Annotated in this window: 24 protein-coding genes; 1 reads left to right on the top strand and 23 read right to left on the bottom strand. The window is 36.4% G+C overall.

The window, feature by feature from the left end; translation table 11 throughout:
• Positions 1-7 precede the first annotated feature (7 nt).
• From gatA to PY770_RS05720, 7 genes are all read right to left on the bottom strand, one after another.
• A complete protein-coding gene (gene gatA / locus PY770_RS05690; RefSeq protein ID WP_103428902.1) occupies positions 8-1,456 on the bottom strand; it encodes an Asp-tRNA(Asn)/Glu-tRNA(Gln) amidotransferase subunit GatA in 1,449 nt (482 codons plus the stop codon).
• Entirely contained in the window at positions 1,456-1,764 is a 309-nt protein-coding gene (gatC, locus tag PY770_RS05695; RefSeq protein ID WP_014082334.1) for an Asp-tRNA(Asn)/Glu-tRNA(Gln) amidotransferase subunit GatC, read from the bottom strand. The genes gatA and gatC overlap by 1 nt, the downstream gene beginning before the upstream one ends.
• A 20-nt stretch (positions 1,765-1,784) precedes the next feature.
• Entirely contained in the window at positions 1,785-2,915 is a 1,131-nt protein-coding gene (locus PY770_RS05700; RefSeq protein WP_225362137.1) for a CamS family sex pheromone protein, read from the bottom strand.
• Positions 2,916-2,923: 8 nt separating this feature from the next.
• Complete coding sequence (gene ligA, locus PY770_RS05705) at positions 2,924-4,942, bottom strand: NAD-dependent DNA ligase LigA (protein WP_103428934.1); 2,019 nt, start codon at positions 4,940-4,942, stop codon at positions 2,924-2,926.
• A gap of 23 nt (positions 4,943-4,965) precedes the next feature.
• On the bottom strand, positions 4,966-7,224 hold the full coding sequence (gene pcrA / locus PY770_RS05710; protein ID WP_103428901.1) for a DNA helicase PcrA: 2,259 nt from the start codon (positions 7,222-7,224) through the stop codon (positions 4,966-4,968).
• Between the two features lie 89 nt (positions 7,225-7,313).
• Positions 7,314-8,405 (bottom strand): ATP-grasp domain-containing protein, encoded by a 1,092-nt coding sequence (locus tag PY770_RS05715; protein WP_103428900.1) that lies wholly within the window; start codon positions 8,403-8,405, stop codon positions 7,314-7,316.
• Positions 8,406-8,425: 20 nt separating this feature from the next.
• The gene (locus PY770_RS05720; protein ID WP_041817911.1) at positions 8,426-9,064 is read right to left on the bottom strand and encodes a glycoside hydrolase family 73 protein; all 639 of its coding nucleotides are present in this window, start codon (positions 9,062-9,064) and stop codon (positions 8,426-8,428) included.
• Positions 9,065-9,178: 114 nt separating this feature from the next.
• Between PY770_RS05720 and PY770_RS05725 the strand changes: the two genes are divergently transcribed.
• The gene (locus tag PY770_RS05725; RefSeq protein WP_103428899.1) at positions 9,179-9,457 is read left to right on the top strand and encodes a DUF2187 family protein; all 279 of its coding nucleotides are present in this window, start codon (positions 9,179-9,181) and stop codon (positions 9,455-9,457) included.
• 44 nt (positions 9,458-9,501) lie between these two features.
• Here the strand turns inward: PY770_RS05725 and gloA2 are convergent, their stop codons facing one another.
• The 16 genes from gloA2 to infA form a co-directional block, all read right to left on the bottom strand.
• Positions 9,502-9,885, bottom strand: a complete 384-nt coding sequence (gene gloA2, locus PY770_RS05730) for an SMU1112c/YaeR family gloxylase I-like metalloprotein (RefSeq protein WP_103428898.1) — start codon at positions 9,883-9,885, stop codon at positions 9,502-9,504.
• 10 nt (positions 9,886-9,895) lie between these two features.
• Positions 9,896-10,744, bottom strand: a complete 849-nt coding sequence (locus PY770_RS05735; protein ID WP_041817912.1) for an SPFH domain-containing protein — start codon at positions 10,742-10,744, stop codon at positions 9,896-9,898.
• Positions 10,731-11,063, bottom strand: a complete 333-nt coding sequence (locus PY770_RS05740) for a hypothetical protein (RefSeq protein ID WP_168848104.1) — start codon at positions 11,061-11,063, stop codon at positions 10,731-10,733. The genes PY770_RS05735 and PY770_RS05740 overlap by 14 nt, the downstream gene beginning before the upstream one ends.
• Positions 11,064-11,328: 265 nt before the next feature.
• Positions 11,329-13,011: a D-lactate dehydrogenase gene (gene dld, locus PY770_RS05745; protein ID WP_103428897.1), complete on the bottom strand. Its 1,683-nt coding sequence runs from the start codon at positions 13,009-13,011 to the stop codon at positions 11,329-11,331.
• Positions 13,012-13,180: 169 nt separating this feature from the next.
• Positions 13,181-13,573, bottom strand: a complete 393-nt coding sequence (gene rpsI / locus PY770_RS05750; RefSeq protein ID WP_014082345.1) for a 30S ribosomal protein S9 — start codon at positions 13,571-13,573, stop codon at positions 13,181-13,183.
• 13 nt (positions 13,574-13,586) lie between these two features.
• Positions 13,587-14,030, bottom strand: a complete 444-nt coding sequence (gene rplM, locus PY770_RS05755; protein ID WP_041817913.1) for a 50S ribosomal protein L13 — start codon at positions 14,028-14,030, stop codon at positions 13,587-13,589.
• A gap of 133 nt (positions 14,031-14,163) precedes the next feature.
• Positions 14,164-14,955, bottom strand: coding sequence for a tRNA pseudouridine(38-40) synthase TruA (gene truA, locus PY770_RS05760; RefSeq protein WP_103428896.1), 792 nt, complete (start codon positions 14,953-14,955; stop codon positions 14,164-14,166).
• Positions 14,955-15,755 carry an energy-coupling factor transporter transmembrane component T family protein gene (locus PY770_RS05765; RefSeq protein WP_103423419.1) on the bottom strand — a complete coding sequence of 267 codons (801 nt, stop codon included), beginning with the start codon at positions 15,753-15,755 and terminating at the stop codon, positions 14,955-14,957. The genes truA and PY770_RS05765 overlap by 1 nt, the downstream gene beginning before the upstream one ends.
• Positions 15,756-15,767: 12 nt before the next feature.
• Entirely contained in the window at positions 15,768-16,616 is an 849-nt protein-coding gene (locus PY770_RS05770) for an energy-coupling factor transporter ATPase (protein WP_103428895.1), read from the bottom strand.
• On the bottom strand, positions 16,595-17,419 hold the full coding sequence (locus PY770_RS05775; RefSeq protein ID WP_041817914.1) for an energy-coupling factor transporter ATPase: 825 nt from the start codon (positions 17,417-17,419) through the stop codon (positions 16,595-16,597). The genes PY770_RS05770 and PY770_RS05775 overlap by 22 nt, the downstream gene beginning before the upstream one ends.
• Before the next feature lie 162 nt (positions 17,420-17,581).
• The gene (gene rplQ, locus PY770_RS05780; protein WP_014082351.1) at positions 17,582-17,962 is read right to left on the bottom strand and encodes a 50S ribosomal protein L17; all 381 of its coding nucleotides are present in this window, start codon (positions 17,960-17,962) and stop codon (positions 17,582-17,584) included.
• Positions 17,963-17,983: 21 nt separating this feature from the next.
• Complete coding sequence (locus PY770_RS05785; RefSeq protein WP_014082352.1) at positions 17,984-18,934, bottom strand: DNA-directed RNA polymerase subunit alpha; 951 nt, start codon at positions 18,932-18,934, stop codon at positions 17,984-17,986.
• 62 nt (positions 18,935-18,996) lie between these two features.
• Positions 18,997-19,383: a 30S ribosomal protein S11 gene (gene rpsK / locus PY770_RS05790; RefSeq protein ID WP_041817915.1), complete on the bottom strand. Its 387-nt coding sequence runs from the start codon at positions 19,381-19,383 to the stop codon at positions 18,997-18,999.
• Positions 19,384-19,410: 27 nt separating this feature from the next.
• On the bottom strand, positions 19,411-19,761 hold the full coding sequence (rpsM, locus tag PY770_RS05795; RefSeq protein ID WP_014082354.1) for a 30S ribosomal protein S13: 351 nt from the start codon (positions 19,759-19,761) through the stop codon (positions 19,411-19,413).
• A gap of 20 nt (positions 19,762-19,781) precedes the next feature.
• Positions 19,782-19,901 carry a 50S ribosomal protein L36 gene (gene rpmJ, locus PY770_RS05800; RefSeq protein ID WP_014082355.1) on the bottom strand — a complete coding sequence of 40 codons (120 nt, stop codon included), beginning with the start codon at positions 19,899-19,901 and terminating at the stop codon, positions 19,782-19,784.
• Positions 19,902-19,928: 27 nt separating this feature from the next.
• Entirely contained in the window at positions 19,929-20,147 is a 219-nt protein-coding gene (gene infA / locus PY770_RS05805) for a translation initiation factor IF-1 (RefSeq protein WP_014082356.1), read from the bottom strand.
• Positions 20,148-20,233 lie beyond the last annotated feature (86 nt).

The raw sequence follows: 20,233 nt of genomic DNA on the forward strand, positions 1-20,233 counted from the left end.
TTTCCTCCTATAATGCTGGCGTTTGTTTGTGGAAGTCAGTGTTTTGTTCAAAGGCATAACCAGCACGGTAAATAGTCTTTTCATCAAACGGACGACCGATTAGTTGTAAACCAATTGGTAAGCCATTACTAAAGCCGGCTGGAAGGGACATTCCAGGAAGTCCAGCTAAATTAACGGGAATGGTTAACGCATCATTGAGATACATTTCCATTGGGTCTGATGATTCTTCCCCAATTTTAAAGGCAGTACTAGTTGCCGTTGGTGTCATGATTAAATCATAATCTTTGAATACTTTTTGGAAATCGTTAATAATCTTAGTTCTAACTTTAGCAGCTTGCTTGAAGTATTTATCAAATGAACCAGCTGAAAGTGAGAACGTTCCAATCATAATCCGACGTTTAACTTCGTCACCAAAACCTTCTGAACGGGTTTTAACGTAGAGGTCTTCTAGGTTTTTCACTTCAGGAGCACGGAAACCGTAACGAATTCCATCAAATCGTTCTAAGTTTGATGATGCTTCAGAAGAAGCAAGCACATAGTAGGCCATTACTCCATACTTCGTGTTAGGTAATGAAACTTCTTCAACGGTTGCACCAAGTGATTTGTATGTTTCAGCAGCCTTTTGAATGGCTTTCTTAATTTCTGGCTTAACTCCGTCACCTAAGAATTCTTTTGGTAACGCAATCTTCAAACCTTTCACACCTTGATCAATTCCTTCAGCAAAATCAGGAACTTCTTTAAGGGATGAAGTAGCGTCATGTTCGTCATGACCAGCAATCACATTTAATAAATGAGCATTGTCTTTCACGTTGCGAGTAAAAGGTCCGATTTGGTCAAAACTTGAACCAAAGGCGATTAGACCCCAACGAGAAACACGACCGTAAGTTGGTTTCATTCCAACGACCCCAGTAAAGGCAGCTGGTTGACGAATTGAACCACCAGTATCTGAACCTAAACTAGCAAGCACTTGGCCGGCTGAAACAGTGGCTGCTGATCCACCTGATGAACCACCAGGAACAGTATCTAAGTTCCAAGGATTACGAGTTGTCGCAAAGGCAGAGTTTTCAGTTGAACTACCCATGGCAAATTCATCCATGTTAGTTTTTCCGACAAACACAGCTCCAGCAGCTTTTAATTTTTCGACAACGGTTGCATCAAAAATTGACGTAAAGTTTTCCAACATTTTTGAAGCAGCAGTCGTTTTCATTTCTTTGGTTACCAAGTTGTCTTTTAGGGCAACGGGAATTCCAGAAAAAATACTGTCTGGATCAATTCCAGCTTCATCAATGGCTTTAGCTTGTTCAATCGCTTTGTCATTAATCGTTAAGTAAGCTTGGACAGATTCATTTTGTTCCTTAATTTTTTCAATCGTTTGCTTTGTTAACTCTTCAGAAGTAAGTTCTCCACTAACTAATTGGTTGTGAAGTGATTCTAAATCGGTATCAAAATAGTTCATTATTTGTCCTCACTTTCGTCAATAATAGTTGGAACGCGAATTAAGCCATCCGTCGTTTCAGGAGCATTGGCTAATAATGTATCTCTTTGACCCCAGTTATCAGCAACATCTTCACGTAAAACGTTAATCCGATCAGTTACTGAGTAAGTAGGTTCAATTCCTTCAGTGTCAACAGTTCCAAGCTCATCTAACATATTCAACATATCGTTTAGTTGTTCTGTGAACTTCGGTAGTTGTTCTTCAGTTAGCTTTAATTTAGCTAACCCAGCAATGTGTTGAGTAGTTGCTTCATTTACTTTTTCTGTCATAATGACCTCCTAATTATGCATTAATAGTTTGTAAAGACGTGTGAACTAAATTTCTTATCGTTCGTACTCCGATACAAGTAACTTTGCATTCCGTTCGTTGATCCAACTTGAATTTCAATTGGAGCGCCAGTTGGCAAGTATTTTTGTGCCGCAGTTTGAAGATATTGGGTGAAACTATTAATCTCAGTGTAACTATAGAATTGCGTCGTTACATTAATTGTCATTCCTGAAAGCGAACCATCAGTGTAATGAGCTTGAGCAGTAACACCACTTAAGTTAGGGAAATAACTTTGAGCTTTATTCTTAAATTCATTAAAGGCTGCTGCATCATTGTCATTTGGTAATTTTTCGCCATCCGAAGCAGGTAAGACATAGTTCTTTTCATCAACCTTGTTCCAAGAACTAACTTCCTTTGCTCCATCCTTATTAACGGAGTAAGCAATGAAGTTTCCACCAACTAAACTATCTTCAGGTGCTGCCTTGTATAAGGCAATCACAATCGGAATGTTCTTGGTATCTTTATTTGCTCGCATCCGTGCTAGGATTTTGTTGGCAATTTCCTTACCATTTTGTTCAATATCAGCATCATCTAAATGTTTTGAGTATTGAGCCCCATACTTTTCCTTAGTGTAATAATAAACTGAATTCAATCCAATTCCAATTGTCATACCCTTAAGTTTCATTTTTCCACCTTCTGGTTCAAGGTAGTCTTGTTCATCAACTTGTTGGAGGTATTCAGGAACCACTTTTTTCTTTGGTTGACTTGGATTTAACCCTTCTGGATTATCTTTTGATTTTCTACCTAACCAATTATAAATAGTTGAAGTAGAAATATATTGACCTTCTTGGAAAACATATTTATCTGGTGAGAATTCTTTCTTAGAAATATTTTGTAATCCATGTTGGAAACCTTGCAAATTAAAGGTGTTACTAGTTTGACTTTGGTCAACCCCAGAAGACTTACTAACTTGGTAATGACCATCTTTAATTAAACTTTGATATTTACTACCAGAGTTATTATCGGTTAATTCTGTTTTGCTAGAACCACTGTTGGTTCCAACTCCTTTACCACTTCCACAAGCTACTAAAACTACTGAACTTGCGGCAACCAGTAGTACTACTCCTAATCGTTTCATTCCTTCACCTTCCATAATAAATGCTACTCTTTTTCCATTTCAGCCTTAAATTTCTGTTCATTCCAGACTGGAACGTTTAATTTTTCTGCTTTAGTTAACTTGCTTCCAGCTGCTTCACCAGCAATCACTAAATCCGTTTTTTTGGATACACTGCCAGTTACTTCCGCTCCATGTGCTTCTAACCATTTGGCAGCTGATCCACGAGTTATATCAATTAACTTACCTGTTAATACTACTCTTTTTCCGGTGAAAAAGGTTTCGCCTTGAACTACGGGGTTCGTGGACTTGTATTCCATGTTGACACCCATGGCAATTAACTCATTAATTAATGATTGACTATTGGAATCAGCAAAATAAGTTTCGACACTGTCAGCAATAATTTCGCCAATCGAATCAATGGCGACAATTTCTTTGCTAGTGGATTTCATAAGGTTTTGAATATTTCCAAAATGAGCTGCAATTAGTTGCGCTGCTTTACTACCCACGTGACGAATTCCTAATCCAAAAAGTAATCTTTCTAACGAGTTATTCCGACTGTTATCTAAAGCCGTTAATAAATTATCAGCTGACTTTTCGCCAAATTTATCTAGTTCAATTAATTGTTCACGAGTTAATTTGTAAAGACTTGCAACATCATCAATTAGATGACGATCAAAAAGTTGAGCTACAATTTTAGGTCCTAGACCGTCAATATCCATTGCATTCCGTGAGGCAAAATGCGTAACTTGTTCAGATAATTGAGCGGGACACTTGGGATTGATACACCGAAGTGCTACTTCATCATCTAAATGGACTAGTTTAGCGCCACAAGAAGGACAATCACTCGGAATTTGATAAGGTTTTGAATCTGCTGGCCGTAATTCAGGAATAAAGCGTTCTACTTCTGGAATAATATCCCCTGCTTTATAGAGAATGACCGTATCGCCAATCCGAATATCTTTTTTCTCAATGTAATCTGCATTATGCAAAGAAGCTCTTGAAACTGTAGTTCCCGCTAATTGAGATGGATTCATAATAGCAGTTGGGGTAACGACTCCAGTTCTTCCGACTGTCCATTCAATGTCTAAAATTTTCACCTTAGCTTCTTCAGGGGGAAACTTGTAGGCAATTGCCCACTTAGGGACTTTAACAGTATGTCCAATTTCCATTTGTAACGGAAGTGAATTTGTTTTGATGACAATTCCATCAATTCCATAAGTTAAATCATTTCGCTTAGCTTGATATTTCTCAATGTACTGATCAATTTCAGCTTGATTATGAGCGACCGCAAAATTTTCGTTAACGGTAAATCCTAGTTCTTTTAATTCTTTGAGTAAGCCACTTTGGGTCGTTGCTTGTAAATCGTCATAATCAGCAACATTGTACATAAACGTACTCAAGTGTCGATCGGCAGTAACTTGGGGATCTAATTGACGTAAACTTCCAGCTGCTGCATTACGCGGATTAGCAAAGGTGGCTTTTCCATCATTTTGGCGCCGTTCGTTGAGCTTCAAGAACTCCTCTTTGCCCATATAACATTCTCCACGAACTTCAATGTCAATGGGACGACTCAAAGTTTGCGGAATTGATGGTATTTTTAAAGCGTTCTTGGTGATATCTTCTCCAATTCGACCATTTCCTCTGGTTGAAGCTTGGACTAGCTTTCCAGCTTCATACCGCAAAGAAATTGAAAGACCGTCAATCTTTAATTCACAATTAAATTCTTGATCATCGGGATATTCGGTTTGAAGTCGATTAATAAATTCAGCTAATTCTTCGTTAGAAAAGACATCGCCTAACGAAAGCATAGGAATCGGATGTGCAACTTTATTAAGTTCAGTATCAACGTTTCCCCCAACTTGTTGCGTTGGCGAATCAGCTGTTACAATACCGGGATATTTTGCTTCTAACTTAGTTAAGCGATTATAAACTAAGTCATATTCTGCATCCGGAACCGAGGGGGAATCTTGTTCATAATATTCTTTTCCCCACTTAATTAGTTGTGGCCGAATCGTTTCTGCCTCTTTACGAGCTTGGTCTTCTGTTATTTGATCTAATGGAATCTTTTCCAAGAAGCTCACCACCTTTATTTTTCGACTTTAGTAATTGGAGCAAATGCGGCTAAGAGCCGTTTAATTCCTTTTTCTGGGAAAGCAATATCAAGTTCCATGTCTTCCCCAGTTCCGTTAACTTTAACCACAGTTCCAATTCCCCAGGCTTTATGAGTAACTTTGTCACCCACTGTCCAGTTCTTCTTATTGGCACCAGTTTCTTGTGGTTTTTCTACTCGTTGTGTTGGACGTTTGTATGGAGTACTAAAGGCCCGTTCTGTCCGACGATTATAGGTGCTATTGTCAAACGGTGTTTTTGGTCCTTGAGATCTCATTGCTTCATCATTTGCCAATAATTCTGGCTTAATTTCTTCCATAAAACGAGAAGCAGGGTTATTTTGCATCCGTCCATATAGCATCCGCGAAAAGGCATTGGTCATATAAAGTTTCTTTTGGGCTCGAGTAATTCCTACATAAGCTAACCGACGTTCTTCTTCAAGTTCATTTGGTTTTTCCGCAGCACGAGCAAGTGGAAAGAGCTTTTCTTCCATTCCTGGCATAAAGACCACTGGAAATTCCAACCCCTTAGCAGCATGTAAAGTCATCAAAGTCACTTGTTTAGCATTTTCATCGACATCATCTTGTGCAGAAACTAAGGCTAAATCAGCTAGAAAATCAACTAATCGATTCCCCGTTTCACTATCAGCTGGTTCATATTTATCATCAAAGTTTTGCGTTACTGAAATAAATTCTTCGATATTTTCAATTCGTGCTTGGTTTTCTAAAGATTTAGTTTGCTTAAGTTCATCCAAGTAACCAGTTTTTTCTAAAATGGCTTCGGTAATTTCGGTTACCGTCTTCATTTTTACGTCAGTTCCGATTTCTTTCATTGTTTGACCAAAATTAGCAATCGCATTTCGAGCTCTAGCTGGAATAGCATTTGCCATCATTACGTTTGCGGCTGCTTCCGAAAGATTCATTCCTGCATCCCCGGCAAACATCCGTAGTTTTTCAAAACTAGCATTCCCAATTCCACGTTTAGGCACATTGATAACTCGTTCGAAACTGAGTGAGTCATTGGGGTTGGCTACTAAACCTAAGTATGAAAGAATATCCATAATTTCTTTTCGTTCGTAGAATTTGTGTCCTCCGACGATGTTATACGGAATATTGGATTTCATGAAAGTTTCTTCAATTACACGAGATTGGGCATTCGTTCGATAAAGCACTGCGAAGTCGTCATAGCTATAATGACCTTTTTCAATTTCTTCTTTGATTTTTGCCACAATGTATTGAGCTTCATCACGTTCACTTTGGGCCCGATAATAGGTAATCTTTTCCCCTTGGGCATTTTCCGTCCACAAATTCTTATCTTTACGTTCGTCGTTATTTTGAATCACACCATTGGCGGCATCCAAAATGGTTTTGGTTGAACGATAATTTTGTTCAAGCATGACTGTGTGGGCGGTTGGATAATCTTTTTCAAAGTTTAAAATATTGCTCATGTTGGCACCACGCCAACCATAGATACTTTGATCGGCATCACCAACAACACAGATATTTTGGTACTTATCAGCTAACAATTGAACTAAGCGATATTGGGCTTCGTTCGTATCTTGATATTCATCAACGTGGATGTAGTGGAATTTATTTTGGTAGTAACTTAATACATCAGGAAATTTTTCAAATAATTCAATCGTCAACATAATTAAATCATCAAAATCCACCGAATCATTTTGTTTTAAACGTTTTTGGTATTCTTCATAAACTCCTGCCACTACTTGATGGAAAGGATTCCCGTCATTGTGTTTTTCTGCATATTCTGCTGGCGTTTCCATGTCATTTTTGGCATTTGAAATCGCACCTAAAATTGCCCGTGAATCATTCTTTTTCGGATCTAAATTTTGATCACTAAGAATTCGTTTGATTAACGTTTTTTGTTCACTAGTTCCCGCGATATTAAAAGCTTGATTATAGCCTAATTTTTCAATGTTTCGCCGTAAAATTCGAACCCCTAACGCATGGAATGTTGAAACCCACACGTCATCTCCTCCAACTTCAAGGAGCTTGTTAACTCGTTCTTTCATTTCACGAGCAGCTTTATTGGTAAATGTAATCGCCAAGATATTCCAAGGCATCACATGTTTATCTTCAATTAAATAGGCAATTCTGTGAGTAAGCACTCGGGTTTTACCACTTCCGGCACCTGCCATCACTAAAAGCGGACCTTCAGTTTGTTCAACTGCCTCTTTTTGCTTATCGTTCATACTCTTTAACAGGTCTGCAATTGCCATTTATCTTCGTCCTCCAAAAATTTCTCTTAGTTTAATTATAGCAAAAATAGAGCCAGCATAAATGCCGACTCTATGATTTTTATAGATATTTATAAGTTATATTGATTAAAACTGGCTTCCGTCTTAATAACCGTGTCAGTTGGAATCAAAATACATTGATGTTCAAAGTTTAATTGCCAATCCGGTTCACTAGCACGAGCTTTCAAAATCGCAGGAAGTTGTTCTGGAATAAAGGACTTCAAAATCACATCCGTATATTTTTGTACTTCTGGTAACGGTAAGTTACTTAAAGCTCGCAAGTGTTCGCGATATTGGTTAATGTTCATTCCTAGATTGAAAATAAACCCGAAAGAAGCGGTCGTTGGTCGAATGCCACAAACATATAATGTTTCATTCTTATCAAACCCAAAACTTAATTCAAACGTTCCAACATAATTAATGTTTTTTGCAACTTCATTAGTAATGCGTTTCATTTCAGCAAGAGCATCTTTCATATCGGTAAACTCACTGTTAATAACCACTTTCGTACCATTTTCCGCACCATGATATTCAAGTACTGGGAACTGAACTAATTTCCCATTTTGATCTCGAGTCGCAATTACTGAAAACTTGTGCAAATAGTTAATATCTGATTCTAGAATAAAAGTTCCATGACCAAAAAGCGGTTTGGTTAAATCAATTTCGTTTTTGGTACCAATTTTGAACTCTTGTTGTTGGGTTCCAGTTTTTAAAATTGGTTTTAAAACAGCTGGATAACCAATTGAATCGCTAGCTTGGTATAAATCATCAATGCCGACAACTGTCATATAAGGAACACTGTTCACGTTCAGTTGATCAAAGAAGGCATGTTCTAGGGCACGATCTTGAACAATTTCTAGTAAATCAGTACCTTGAGGAACTTTAGTAAACTGGGCCATGTATTTTAGTGAAGCAAAATCAATTGAATCAGTCGCATAAGTTACTACATCACAATGTTCGGCAAAATCCTTTAAAACTGAACGATCATTAAAACTGCCGACAACTATAAAATCGGCATATTGTTTAATTTTACTTTCAGACAAAGTTGTTAATACGCCAACGTTTAGTCCTAAACTTTTGGCCTCTTTCGCAATTTGACAGCCATTAAGATTATCACCAATTACTCCCAAGGTTGCTCCGGGATTTAATAAATTTGTATTCATAATTAAACTACCCCTCTATCCTAGTTTCGATCATATTTATTGAGATGATATTTTTCAATGATTTGAATTATTTTTTGGGCATAAGCGGGATCAGTTGCATATCCATCCATGCTTAAACCTTTTGCAGAATCCTTGTAATTATCAGCTTGAACAACTTCTTTATATTGTAAAGCATTCCAGTCCGTTCCATGAGCTAAAAGCATCGCATGATCATCAATTGACTGCTTCCAACTATCATAAACGCGAAACCGCCCTGTGACTGTCTCTGGTTTCCCATCTCGATATTCGGTTGTTGTTAAATTAACTCCGGGTTGATTAGCGCCTGCCTTCACACCAAATAAGTTGTGATATTTTGCTGCCAATTCACTTTGGCCCCAATTTGATTCTAAGATAGCCTGTGCTAAGGTAATGCTAGTTAAAATGCGATATTTCTTTTGGACAACGACCGCTTCTGGCAATACTTTGTTTACAAATTTTTTATCTTGCTGGCTAATGTTAGGTTGATTGTAATAAATAAAAGTTGGTGACTTAACAAATTTCATAATTCCCACCACTAAAAACATTCCAATCACAATTAGTACAATTAGACCATAACCTGAAACATTATTTTTTTTAGTTTTTCTGGTACGCTTGCGTTTCCGCCGTCTTTTTTTTGCCAAATTAAACACCCACATCTTTCGATATACTTAAATTGTACTACAAAATAGGTTATAATTAACTAGTATAGTAATTTGAAATATTTTGTTCGCGTATTAAACAAGGAGGCGACAATCTTGCCAAAGAAAAATGATGAATTAACTGAAACTGAAAAATCACCCTTCGAAGTCGGTGATGTAGTTGGTTTCAAAATTAAAAAAGATGATTTCACAGGAACCATTGAAAAAGGTTACAAAAATGCCTTCTTAGTATCTTTTAAAACTGATGATCCTGATATTATCGATAGTTATCACGATAAAACTGTGATTAACTGGAAAGATCTAACGATGATTAAGCAAGCTCCTCGTCCTGAAAAAGTTGAAGAAGAACCTAAAGAAGACGAACCAGAAAAATAATTTTAATTAAAAATGGATTGAGAATTAATTCTCAATCCATTTTTTTATTCATGTAATTCAATTGGTAAACCATCTGGGTCATAGAAAAAGACCATCTTTTCGCCAGTATAGTCATCCGTACGCAAGGCTTCAACCTCAACACCTTGTGATTTAAGTTCTGCTATATCAGTTTCAATCTGTCTCGTAGCAAAAGCTAAATGGCGTAACCCTTGTGCTTCAGGATAATTAACTCGTCGGGGTGCGTCTGGTTTAATAAATAACTCTAACTCAGTTGTCTCATTGATTTTTAAATCAATTTTGACGTCATCTTTGTCAGGACGCTGATGTTCGCGAATCACTTCAAAGCCTAAAACGTCACGGTAAAAATGCAGTGATTCAGCGTAATCAGACCCGATGATAGCAATGTGATAAATTTGCTTAAAGTTCATTTTTTCCCACTTATTTGGTTGCGTCGGTTTTTTGCATCTTACTAAAAGCAGCTAATTGACCGTATAAACCATTGCTTTCATTTGGCACAATAATTAAGTTACCGTCTGTCCCGGCAGCACGGATGGCATCAATTGATTGCGCATTGAAATACTTAGGATCAGCAGCGGCATAGGCAGCTTGTAATTCAGCAATTCGATATTTGTCGGCATCGGCTTGAATCTTTGTGGCATATGCTTGTGCATCAGCATGAATTTCAGTTTGTTGTTTATCAGCTTTGGCAGTTGCAATTTTAGCGGCATTTTGTGCTTCAGTATTTAAGCGAATTTGTTCAGCATTCCCTTGGGCTTGTGAAATGGTTGCTTGCTTATTTTTAGATGCAGTAATTTGATTTTCCATCGCTTCACTAACCCCTTTAGAAGGTGTTAAGTTACCGATTTGAACCCGTTCAATCATGACTCCATAAGTGTTAGTTAAATCACCAATGTTTTGCATTAATTTAGTGTTAATTTTATCAGTAGAATTTAAAACTTCATCAAGATCCATACTTCCGATAATGTCACGAAGCGTTCCACTAACTTGGTAGGCCATTGATTGAATTGAATTACTGTTTCCAAAGGTATAGCGTTCAGCATTAGTAATTCGGTAGTTTAAGGTAACTTGAATACTAATACTGGCATTATCTTTGGTAATCCCAGTTTGAACAGGTAAAGCTAACGGTTGTGATTGAAGGCTAACCGTACTGACGTGTTCTATAAATGGAATATAAAAATGAATTCCACTCTCAAATTGACGAGAATATTTTCCTAAAAAGGTTACTAATCCAACGTTGTTTTGTTGCACAATTTTAATTCCGAGCATGGTACTCTCCTTTATCGACTAAATAAACTTTTTGGTCGGTCACATCAGCTACTACATAAGTCGCTTTTGACTTTAATGTGCTACCAACGATTTGGTAAAAGTATAACACACCGTTAAGTTTTACAATTCCATCCGCTTGGAGTTGGTTGCCGCTAATTTCGGTGCCAACTAATTCCGGCATCCCGATTAGTTCGGGTTTTGCAAAATGTTGGGCGATGATTGACTCAATTTCGGCAGCCACAGTGATACCTTTGGCGTTTGCTAATAGTTGAAGGGTGTGGGCATTTTGGGGATTGAGAGTGATGGCAATTTTTTCCATATTTTTCCTTTTTTAATCTTCAGGCCGCCAATATCTATTAAAATGTTCCTCTTCATCTAGATTTTAAAAGACTTGTCTTAATGCTTCTTTTGCTCCTATGTCAATAAATTTTCCAGACTTTCAATCACAATTAATTCTCCTCATAATAAATATAAAACTACTTAAATAAAATATTTATTATTATAACAAAATAACTCATACTAAGTACGAGTTTAATAATGATCAATGTACAGAATGTTTTTATTAGAATTAATCAGACCTTCACCTACTTCCAATCCCTCTTCGTCGAAGTTAATCCAATTCCAGGATTGAACATATTTGTTGGATCACATTCTTTGTAATGTTTAACTAAACTTTCAGGAGCATGATATAAGTGTCCTACATTATGTTCAGCAGGATAACGAGCACCACGTTTATCAAAAATTTTTAACATTTCTTGTTTCAATTCATGAGGATCAACACCCTTTTTCAAGATGTAATCTTGATGCATAACGTGATCCAAGAAGTGTCCATAGTAAAGTTTGTATTTAATTTTATCATCAATTTCTTTAGGTAAAATTTCGAACCAGTCTTCTTCATTTCGTGGTAAAGCAATATCCAAAGGTAAAATTTGAATGTCATCTTTTTGGTGAGTTTCTGCATAACGAATTGGAACAGCAGCTGTTACGTAACGATGCGTTGCAGCAACTTTAGCTTCTTTAGGGGTACATTCAAAGTAGCCACCTTCGTTATCTTTGAAAAACTCTTGTAAATAATCTTGTGCTTCTTTAATTCCTTGATCATCAACTTTTAATTGAAGATAGTGTTGATATTTGTCCCGGAACTCTTCCATCCGTTTAGGCAATTGGTCAGGGAAAATCTTACTCATATTTTGTAACATACGATCAACGAAATATGGTTTAAAGATAGGAATATGCCGTAAGATTCTTTCACTAGCAGCTCTGGCATTAAATAAGAATGGTAATGGTTTGGTTCCGATATCATCAATTACCATTAAATTATCTTTACCATATTTTTTCGCTAAGTCATAAGCTTCACGGTGCATGTATTCACCAGAAACGGGAAGGTATTTAAACTTCGTTAAAATATGCCGTCTTAATTTTTCTAAAACATCCGGATCATTAGTTCCAATGTAAAAGACCTTTTCTTCTTTAGGCTTAGGATAAGTATCTAAACGGACTGCAAACGTAACTAGTTTACCGGCAGAACCAGAAACTTCATATAGTTCTTGCGGATCAGCATTGTAACGAGTTGGCGTACTAGCATCAACATTACGAACACGGCTTTCATAATTACGATTGTGTCCAACTCGTTCTTCACTATAATGAACGTCTTGACTACTATAATTATGATTTTCCAAATTAGTTAAAATCTCTTCAGGTGTGGTTCCTAAATCAACACCTAAATGATTGACTAGATGTAATTGATTATTTTTATCAACTTGAGCATAAAGAGCTAACTCTGTGTAAGCTGGTCCACGTTGAATTAAAGCACCGCCAGAATTATTGTTTACTCCACCGACGACACTTGCCCCAATTGTTGATGAACCAATGACAGAGTGTGGGTTACGATCAACTTTATCAAGTTTTGTTTCTAACCCATGTAAAGTTGTTCCAGGGAATACGATTACTTGTTTGTTATCGTCAATTAATTGAATCCCTTTCATTCTTAAAGTATTAATGACTACCACATCACGATCATAACCATTTTGGTTAGGAACGGATCCTTCTGTTAATCCGGTGTTGGCAGCTTGCATAATCACAATCAAACCAGCTTGATGGACAATTTGTAAAACTTTCCATAGTTCAATTAAGGTCTTTGGACGGATTACTGCTAAGCTGTCACCATGACCGGAACGATATCCTTCACGATATTGTTCAGAACGTGATTTAGAAGTAATTACATTTCTTTTGCCAACAACGTTTTCAAGTTCATCAATAACTTTCATTTTGTCATCCTTCTTTTCTCTTTAAACGGATTATAATATGAAACTTCAAATCTCAACACTATTATATTCCTTTATAAAATAAAAGGAGCTAATTAGGAATGTTTTTTGCAAACAAAAAACACCCATACCAAGTATGAGTGTTCCAAAAGCATATTCGTAAAAATATATCTTAACGTTTTGAGAATTGACCAGCCTTACGAGCTTTCTTAAGACCTGGTTTCTTACGTTCTTTCATTCGTGGATCACGAGTCAAAAGACCAGCTCTTTTAAGAGCTTCACGGAAGTCAGGATCTACATCAAGCAATGCACGAGCAATTCCTAAACGAACTGCACCTGATTGACCAGAGAAACCACCACCATTAACGTTTGCTAATGTGTCGTAGTTACCTAATGTTTCAGTAACATTGAATGGTTGTAAAATAACTTCTCGTAAGTTAGGGAATGGAATGTATTCTTCAACGTCTTTACCGTTGATAATAATTTTACCAGTACCTGGTACTAAACGTACACGAGCAACTGAGTCTTTACGACGACCTGTACCACTGTATTGAACTTTAGCCATGTGTATATCCTCCTTAAATTAGGTTAGTAATATCTAAAACTTCTGGTTTTTGTGCATCATGCTTGTGATCTTCACCAGCATATACGTGAAGTTTCAAACCAATCTTACGTCCTAATGAGTTGTGAGGAAGCATACCCTTAACAACTTGTTCAATGAACTTTTCAGGTTTTTCAGCACGCAATTTACCAAATGATTCTTGTTTAATTCCACCAATGTATTGAGTATGGTGGAAATGCATCTTATCTTTGGCCTTGTGACCAGTTAATGCAACTTGTGATGCATTGATAATAATTACATTGTCACCATTGTCTACGTTTGGTGTGTAAGTTACTTTGTTTTTACCGCGTAAAACTGAAGCAGTAACACTTGCAAGACGACCTACTGGAATACCAGCAGCATCGATAATGTACCATTTGTGTTCAGTTTCACCGGGTTTAGCCATGTATGTTGTACGCACTATATTTTCCTCCGCGTTTCTTTGTTTTGTTCGACACCAATATAAGTTTCCGGGGCTTAGATGTGGGGCAAACAATACCATATACCATTTTACAAACTATAAAGTGAAAAGTCAATCAAATTCAAGAATTAATCTAGTCATGATGCTTTTTTTCAGAATGTTCAGGATCATCACCAGGATAATAAACTTGCTTTAGATATAATCCTTCAGCAGGCATCGTCAAACGAGCTTCTTGGCGATCTTTTACTTTTAGTAAGCGTTGAATATCATGAATTGGTCTTTTCCCCATTCCAATTTCAACTAAAACAGCCGTCATAATTCTAATTTGGTTGTACATAAAACCATCTCCATAAAATTCAAAATGAATTTCATGATTGGCCTGATCATTAATTGCTTTAACCGAAAAAACAGTTCTTACCCGACTTCCTGGTTTAGCACCAGAAGCAACAAATGATGAAAAATCATGTTTACCGACAAAGTCTTGAATTGCAATCTCCATTTTTTCAAAATCCATAGGAAAACGCCAATGAGCGGTATAAAATCGTTTAAACGGATCTGTAAATTGACCTAATGAAATTTTGTAAAGGTATTTTTTCCCAGTTACATCATAGCGAGCATGAAAATTTGGTTCAGCAATTTTAACTTTTAAAATTTCGATATCTAATGGGCACATGCTATTCAAGCCTTTGAGCATGTTTTCTGCGGGTATATCAAACGGAAAATCAAAGTGAGCAACTTGAGCTAGAGCATGCACACCTGCATCCGTTCTTCCTGATCCGTAAACTCCAATTTCTTGAGTTGGGTTTTTAGCCATTCGATTAACTAATTTAGTTAAAACACCCTCCACAGTCCGTTGTTTGGGTTGCTTTTGAAACCCCGCAAACCTTGTTCCATCATATGCAAATGTAATTTTATATCTTCTCATTAACTTAAAGTCCTCATTAAAATTACTGCAATTCCCAACAAAATAACTGCGATAATCGTTATGCTATCTGTTAAATTCCAATGATACTGTCGATAACTACTACGCGGTTGATTAGCTTCGTACCCACTTGCTCCCAAGGCATCCGCTAAATTATCAGCATGGCGAAACGAAGATACCAAAATGGGAATGATTAAAGAAATAATATTCTTACACCTCTTGATAAAACCGCCACTATTAAACATTACTCCACGCGAACGTTGGGCATCCATAATAACTTGTAATTCTTCCATTAAGGTTGGAACAAACCGTAACGCAATTGAAATCATGATTCCAATGGTTTCGACTGGAACTCCAACATATCGTAAAGGAGCGATTAATTTTTCTACTCCACTCGCGATTGAATTAGGTGAAGTTGTCATCGTTAAGAGGGTTGCTTGGATAATAATTAAGACAAACCGAATAAAAATTAAACCGGCCAACTGTATCCCATAATTAGTAATTTTAATTGGACCCCAGGAAAAATATGAGCTTCCATGAGGACTAAAGATAATTTGAATAACAACGGTAAACATAATTAGCCAAATAAAGGGCTTAATGGCCTTTAAGACCGTCTTAAGTTTGAGTTGTGCTAGATAGGTCTCAAAAACGGCAAATGCCACTAAAAGTCCATAATTCCAGATGTTATTAGCAAATAAAATCCAAGTAATGACTAATAAAGTAGCCAAAATTTTGGCAGTCGGATTCATGCGGTGAATATTTGAATTCCCTGGTAAGTAATTACCAAAAATAGCTTTATTCAACTACTCACCCTCCTATTTTGCTAGTTTTTTTAAAACCTGGTCGACCAATTGTTTTTTATTTAATGGAAGTTCTTCTAAATTAATTCCATTTTTCGCTAACTCTTTATATATTTTAACAGAATCAGGCAAACTAACTTCATTAGCTAGTTTCATAAAAAAAGTTTGCGGATTTGTATCGCTCAGTATTTGGCCATGGTCAAGCATAATGACACGTTCAGCAAACTCACTAACCACCTGCATATTGTGAGTAATCAATAAAATTGTCACATGCTGCTGTTCATTTAGTTTTTTAATCATCGTTAAAATTTCATTACATCCGATTTCATCGAGACCAACAGTTGGTTCATCCAAAATCAAAATGGATGGTTGCATGGCTAAAACACCTGCAATGGCAACTCGTCGCATCTGTCCACCGGATAATTCAAAGGGAGAACGCTTAAATAAATCAGCTGAAATTCCAACTTCTGTTAAAATTTGTTTTGCTAATTGCTCTGCCTCTTCCTTTGATTTACCAAAGTTTTGCGGACCAAAACTGACATCATCTAACACAGTATCAGCGAATAATTGATTTTCCGGTGACTGAAAAATCATTCCGACTTTTGAGCGAATTTTTAGTAATGATTTTTTCGACATTTTTTTAGTAATTAAACTTTGCTTAACAATTACCTCTCCTGAAGTTGCCGTTAATAAACCGTTCAGCAACCTAACCAACGTAGATTTACCACTACCCGTTTTTCCCACAATAGTAATAAATTCACCAGCATTAATCGTCAAATTAATATTTTGCAGTGCTTGCCTAGCATCTATATTTTCGGGCGCATAGGTATAGCTCACGTTTTTTAAAACAATTTTGTTATCCATTCACTTAATCCCCGATCATCTAAATATTCAACTGGCGGATTGTAGCCATGCTCTTTAAATAGTTGCTTAATCTGTTCAGTAAAAGGTGGTTTAATTGCTAACTGAGCTAAAATGTCTGTCTCATGATAAAGCTTTTCTGGTTTACCATTAAAAACTAAGTCTCCATGATCTAATGCTAATACTTGATCAACGTTCTCTAACATTTCCATATCGTGTGTAATGTAAATTACGGTTAATTTATTTTTTCTCTGTAAAGAACTAATTATGTGTTTAATCTCCGATTTTGCGATTGGGTCTAACATACTTGTTGCTTCATCTAAAATTAGAATTGAGGGTTGCAATGCCAAGGATCTTGCTAAAGAAACCTTTTGTTTTTGCCCACCAGAAAGAAGATTTGGATTAATGTTTGCATACTCTAACATACCAACATCTTGTAGAGCTTGATTAACTCTTTTTTTCATCAACTTAAATTGTAAATTTCGATTTTCTAAACCAAAAGCTACATCCTCTTCAACGGTTGCACCAATAATTTGATCTTCCGGATTTTGAAAAACAATTCCAATTTTTTGACGTAAATCAGCAATAGTAGTTTCATTTAACTCAATCTCATCAATTAAAATTTTTCCAGAAGTAGCACTAAGCAATCCATCAATTAATTTAGCAATTGTACTTTTCCCACTTCCATTTTTCCCAATCAATGCAATCTTCTTACCTGCTTCAATTTTAAATGAAAGTTGATTTAACGCTTTAACTTGATTTGGATAAACAAATGAAACAGTCTTAAATTCAATTTTTGATTGCATTCGTGTCCCTTCTTTAATTTTATGTATAAAAAAATCACATAAATATGAGGCGCTTGGCTATTAACCACATTCAAGCTAGACTTGGAAAATTCCATCATCATAACGCTTTATGCCTCATATTTAGTGATTCAGTTATTTATGCTATTATCTCAAGATTTGTGATTAAACAAATTCTAAGATTACCATTGGTGCACCATCACCACGACGAGGCATGGTTTTAAGGATGCGAGTGTAACCACCGTTACGATCCTTGTATTTTGGTGCAATTTCATCAAATAACTTTTGCAAAGCAGTAGTTACCTTGATCTTATCGTCGGTTTCTGTAACGTCAGCAACCATGTTTTGTAAGTAAGCAGCAGCTTGACGACGTGCTGATAAATCACCACGTTTACCTAAACTAACCATCTTATCTACAGAAGATCTAACAGTTTTTGCTTTAGCTTCAGTAGTTTCGATACGACCATTAACGATTAATTCAGTAGTCAAGTTACGAAGCATAGCGCGACGTGGGCCTTTTTCACGACCAAATTTACGATAACTCATAAATGGATTTCCTCCTTTTAACTAATCTTCTTTACGAAATGACAAACCTAAAGCATCAATTTTGTTTTCGATTTCTTCAAGTGATTTACGGCCAAGATTTCTAACCTCCATCATGTCTGCCATTGACTTGTCTGTTAATTCTTGAACAGTGTTAATTCCAGCACGTTTCAAACAGTTATATGAACGAACTGAAAGATCTAGTTCTTCAATTGACATTTCAAGCATTTTTTCTTTATGGGTTTCTTCTTTTTCTACCATAACATTAGCTTTTTGTGCACGATCAGTTAAATCAACAAACATGTCTAAATGTTGACTTAAAATCTTAGCAGCTAATGAAATTGCATCTGAAGGAGAAATTGAACCATTTGTCCAAACGTCTAATGTCAACTTATCAAAGTCATCACGTTGTCCTACACGTGTGTCTTCAACTTGGTAGTTAACACGTTCGATTGGGGTATAAATAGAATCGATTGGTAATACACCAATTGGCATATCATCGTTTCTAGCTTTGTTTTCTTCAGCTGATACGAAACCGCGACCCTTGTTAGCAGTCATTGTCATATGCAAAGTTGCACCTTCAGCAACAGTAGCAATATGCAAGTCTGGATTAAGAATTGTAGTTTCACTATCTGTAGTAATATCAGCAGCAGTTACATCAGCAGGACCAGTTACATTAATACTCAATGTATGAGTGTCATTGTCTTCAGAGTCAATTTTCAACTTAAGCTTTTTCAAGTTCAAGATGATTTTAGTAACATCTTCAGTAACACCCTTTACAGTAGAAAATTCATGTAAAACACCATCGATTTGAACACTAGTTACAGCAGCACCAGGTAATGAGGCAAGTAAAATACGTCTCAATGAATTACCAAGTGTAGTACCATATCCTCGTTCTAATGGTTCGACAACTACTTCACCGTAGTTATTTGTTTCTTCAATTTTATGAATGTTAGGCTTTTCAAATTCAATCATTCTAACTTCTACCCCTTTCAAACCGCGTTGAGTCTTTTACAAAATTAAATCTCATTAAAAAATTAAACTCGACGACGTTTTGGAGGACGACAACCATTATGAGGAACTGGAGTAACGTCACGAATTGCAGCTACTTCCAAACCAGTTGTTTGTAATGCACGAATTGCTGATTCACGACCTGAACCAGGACCTTTAACAGCAACTTCAACTGTCTTCATTCCATGTTCCATTGCTGTTTTAGCAGCTGCTTCAGCAGCCATTTGTGCAGCAAATGGAGTAGATTTACGACTTCCACGGAAACCTAATGCACCAGCAGATGACCAGGCAATCGCATTACCTTGCACATCAGTAATCATAACCAATGTGTTGTTAAATGTTGAATGAATGTGAGCTACACCAGATTCAACATGCTTCTTTGCTTTACGCTTACGAGTATTTTTCTTTACCATAAGAACTAGTAACCTCCTTCTTAATTATTATTTCTTGGTTCTCTTACCTTTACGAGTACGAGCGTTGTTTTTAGTGTGTTGACCTCTAAGAGGTAATCCACGACGATGTCTCATTCCACGGTATGAACCGATTTCTGATAATCTCTTGATGTCCATGCTTACTTTACGACGCAAGTCTCCTTCGATAACAAAGTTATCAAGGGCTTCTCTAATCTTATCTTGTTGATCAGGAGTTAAGTCTTGAGTACGTACATCTTCTGAAACACCAGCTTGTTCAAGAACCTTTTTTGAAGTTGCTTCACCAACACCATAGATGTAAGTTAAAGCAATAATCACACGCTTGTTACGTGGTAAATCCACTCCGGCGATACGAGCCATTTAGTCCACCTCCTGTTTAATTACTTACCTTGTCTTTGTTTGTGTTTAGGGTTTGCAGAGCAAATTACCATAACACGACCTTTTCTTTTGATAATTTTACATTGTTCACACATTTTTTTTACTGATGGTCTTACTTTCATCTTATTAAACCTCCTAATAAAGGGAAATTACTTAAACCGATAAGTAATTCTACCCTTAGTTAAATCATATGGTGACATTTCAACAGTTACACGGTCTCCTGGAAGTATCTTAATGTAATGCATTCTAATTTTACCAGAAACATGTGCTAAAATAGCATGACCGTTTTCTAGTTCTACTTTAAACATCGCATTAGGTAAGGTTTCAGTAATCTTTCCTTCTACTTCAATTACATTATCTTTAGACAAAACAATCCTCCAAAATCATGATTAATTCAATTCATATCCAATAACACTATCAATCTTCAATATAGCATATCATTGCCTTATCGACA

This window comes from Fructilactobacillus sanfranciscensis, assembly GCF_029023685.1.
GTDB lineage: Bacteria > Bacillota > Bacilli > Lactobacillales > Lactobacillaceae > Fructilactobacillus > Fructilactobacillus sanfranciscensis.

Bases quoted from the DNA above. Each gene is read 5' to 3' on its own strand.
- gloA2 (WP_103428898.1), bottom strand. From the start codon at position 9,885: ATGAACTTTAAGCAAATTTATCACATTGCTATCATCGGGTCTGATTAC.
- gatC (WP_014082334.1), bottom strand. From the start codon at position 1,764: ATGACAGAAAAAGTAAATGAAGCAACTACTCAACACATTGCTGGGTTA.
- PY770_RS05715 (WP_103428900.1), bottom strand. From the start codon at position 8,405: ATGAATACAAATTTATTAAATCCCGGAGCAACCTTGGGAGTAATTGGT.
- PY770_RS05770 (WP_103428895.1), bottom strand. From the start codon at position 16,616: ATGGATAACAAAATTGTTTTAAAAAACGTGAGCTATACCTATGCGCCC.
- PY770_RS05700 (WP_225362137.1), bottom strand. From the start codon at position 2,915: ATGGAAGGTGAAGGAATGAAACGATTAGGAGTAGTACTACTGGTTGCC.
- PY770_RS05740 (WP_168848104.1), bottom strand. From the start codon at position 11,063: ATGGAAAAAATTGCCATCACTCTCAATCCCCAAAATGCCCACACCCTT.
- rpsM (WP_014082354.1), bottom strand. From the start codon at position 19,761: ATGGCTCGTATCGCCGGAGTGGATTTACCACGTAACAAGCGTGTGATT.
- rplQ (WP_014082351.1), bottom strand. From the start codon at position 17,962: ATGAGTTATCGTAAATTTGGTCGTGAAAAAGGCCCACGTCGCGCTATG.
- rpmJ (WP_014082355.1), bottom strand. From the start codon at position 19,901: ATGAAAGTAAGACCATCAGTAAAAAAAATGTGTGAACAATGTAAAATT.
- PY770_RS05775 (WP_041817914.1), bottom strand. From the start codon at position 17,419: ATGCAATCAAAAATTGAATTTAAGACTGTTTCATTTGTTTATCCAAAT.
- truA (WP_103428896.1), bottom strand. From the start codon at position 14,955: ATGAGAAGATATAAAATTACATTTGCATATGATGGAACAAGGTTTGCG.
- rpsK (WP_041817915.1), bottom strand. From the start codon at position 19,383: ATGGTAAAGAAAAATACTCGTAAGCGTAAAGCAAAGAAGCATGTTGAA.
- PY770_RS05785 (WP_014082352.1), bottom strand. From the start codon at position 18,934: ATGATTGAATTTGAAAAGCCTAACATTCATAAAATTGAAGAAACAAAT.
- PY770_RS05735 (WP_041817912.1), bottom strand. From the start codon at position 10,744: ATGCTCGGAATTAAAATTGTGCAACAAAACAACGTTGGATTAGTAACC.
- pcrA (WP_103428901.1), bottom strand. From the start codon at position 7,224: ATGGCAATTGCAGACCTGTTAAAGAGTATGAACGATAAGCAAAAAGAG.
- dld (WP_103428897.1), bottom strand. From the start codon at position 13,011: ATGAAAGTTATTGATGAACTTGAAAACGTTGTTGGCAAAAGAAATGTA.
- rpsI (WP_014082345.1), bottom strand. From the start codon at position 13,573: ATGGCTAAAGTTCAATACAGTGGTACAGGTCGTCGTAAAGACTCAGTT.
- gatA (WP_103428902.1), bottom strand. From the start codon at position 1,456: ATGAACTATTTTGATACCGATTTAGAATCACTTCACAACCAATTAGTT.